Here is a 921-nt window from a genome sequence, read left to right on the forward strand (position 1 = left end):
AATTAACATATTGAAACTAGCCTTGCAGAGCGTATCGTAGCCACAGCAATCCAATCAGGCTAGGAACTAGCCTTCAAGGAGGGACGAGGTTACGAGTCCCGATGATTTGAGAAGCTCGTCAATGAATTGACGAGAGGTTCACAGAAGCAATAGGTACATGTTTCACCTTTCAGTTGTATAATTATGGGATACCCATGTGCAAAAGCGCGCCAGCCAAAGACGTAAACATGCATGGGGCGGGTCGTGAAATGACTGGAGATATCCCTTGAGAAAAGCGTTATCGAAAAATATGAAAAGGGGAAATGAATGAGCTCACTAATTAGTTGCCGTGTGAAAATGGCATTTCCTTCGTCACCAGGATTAATTCCATCGTTCAAGAATCCTACGACTTCACTGGATTTTGGTACCTCCATTTGTCCACTGTCTTTTATACCTACAGGAACAACTTGCGCTTTCAGATCAATTGCAGGGATCGATAAATAATTCGGAACGATCGGTAAGTGTACAGCGCTTTTAGTTATCTTTATATTTTCCTGTTCTGCATTAATCTGGGGTGGATTCATTTTTATTATTTGCGGGATTGGAAAGGGGGTCTGATTAACGTCATCAGGTTTTGGAGGAAGCGGAGTCATCCCACAGCCTGAAGTCACTATAAGCACAATGATGATGATCAACGAAAAAATGTTCTTCATGACCACCCTTCTTTAATCTTATTGTGGTGAAAAGAGGGGGAAAGACCCCTCATATTTATTCTTCGCTTACTCCGCCATAACCTGTTTTAGGCATCAATCCCCTTCACTTGTTATAGTTTGTCCTATTTTTCACCAAAAATTGCATGAGTAGGCTTGGCTTACTCAAGGAATCATGAATATTACTATAGCCGGTAATTGGCGATGAGGACATGGCACATCTTAAGACTAC

The 921-nt window shown here is 41.8% G+C and carries 1 protein-coding gene; it reads right to left on the reverse strand.

The genetic code is table 11. The features are described 5' to 3' along the window. Window positions 1–89: 89 nt before the first annotated feature. Window positions 90–692 carry a class F sortase gene (locus tag M6D81_RS31555; protein ID WP_262681637.1) on the reverse strand — a complete coding sequence of 201 codons (603 nt, stop codon included), beginning with the start codon at window positions 690–692 and terminating at the stop codon, window positions 90–92. Window positions 693–921: the final 229 nt, after the last annotated feature.

It is taken from the genome of Paenibacillus sp. J5C2022 (assembly GCF_025567625.1).
In the GTDB taxonomy this organism is placed as follows: domain Bacteria; phylum Bacillota; class Bacilli; order Paenibacillales; family Paenibacillaceae; genus Pristimantibacillus.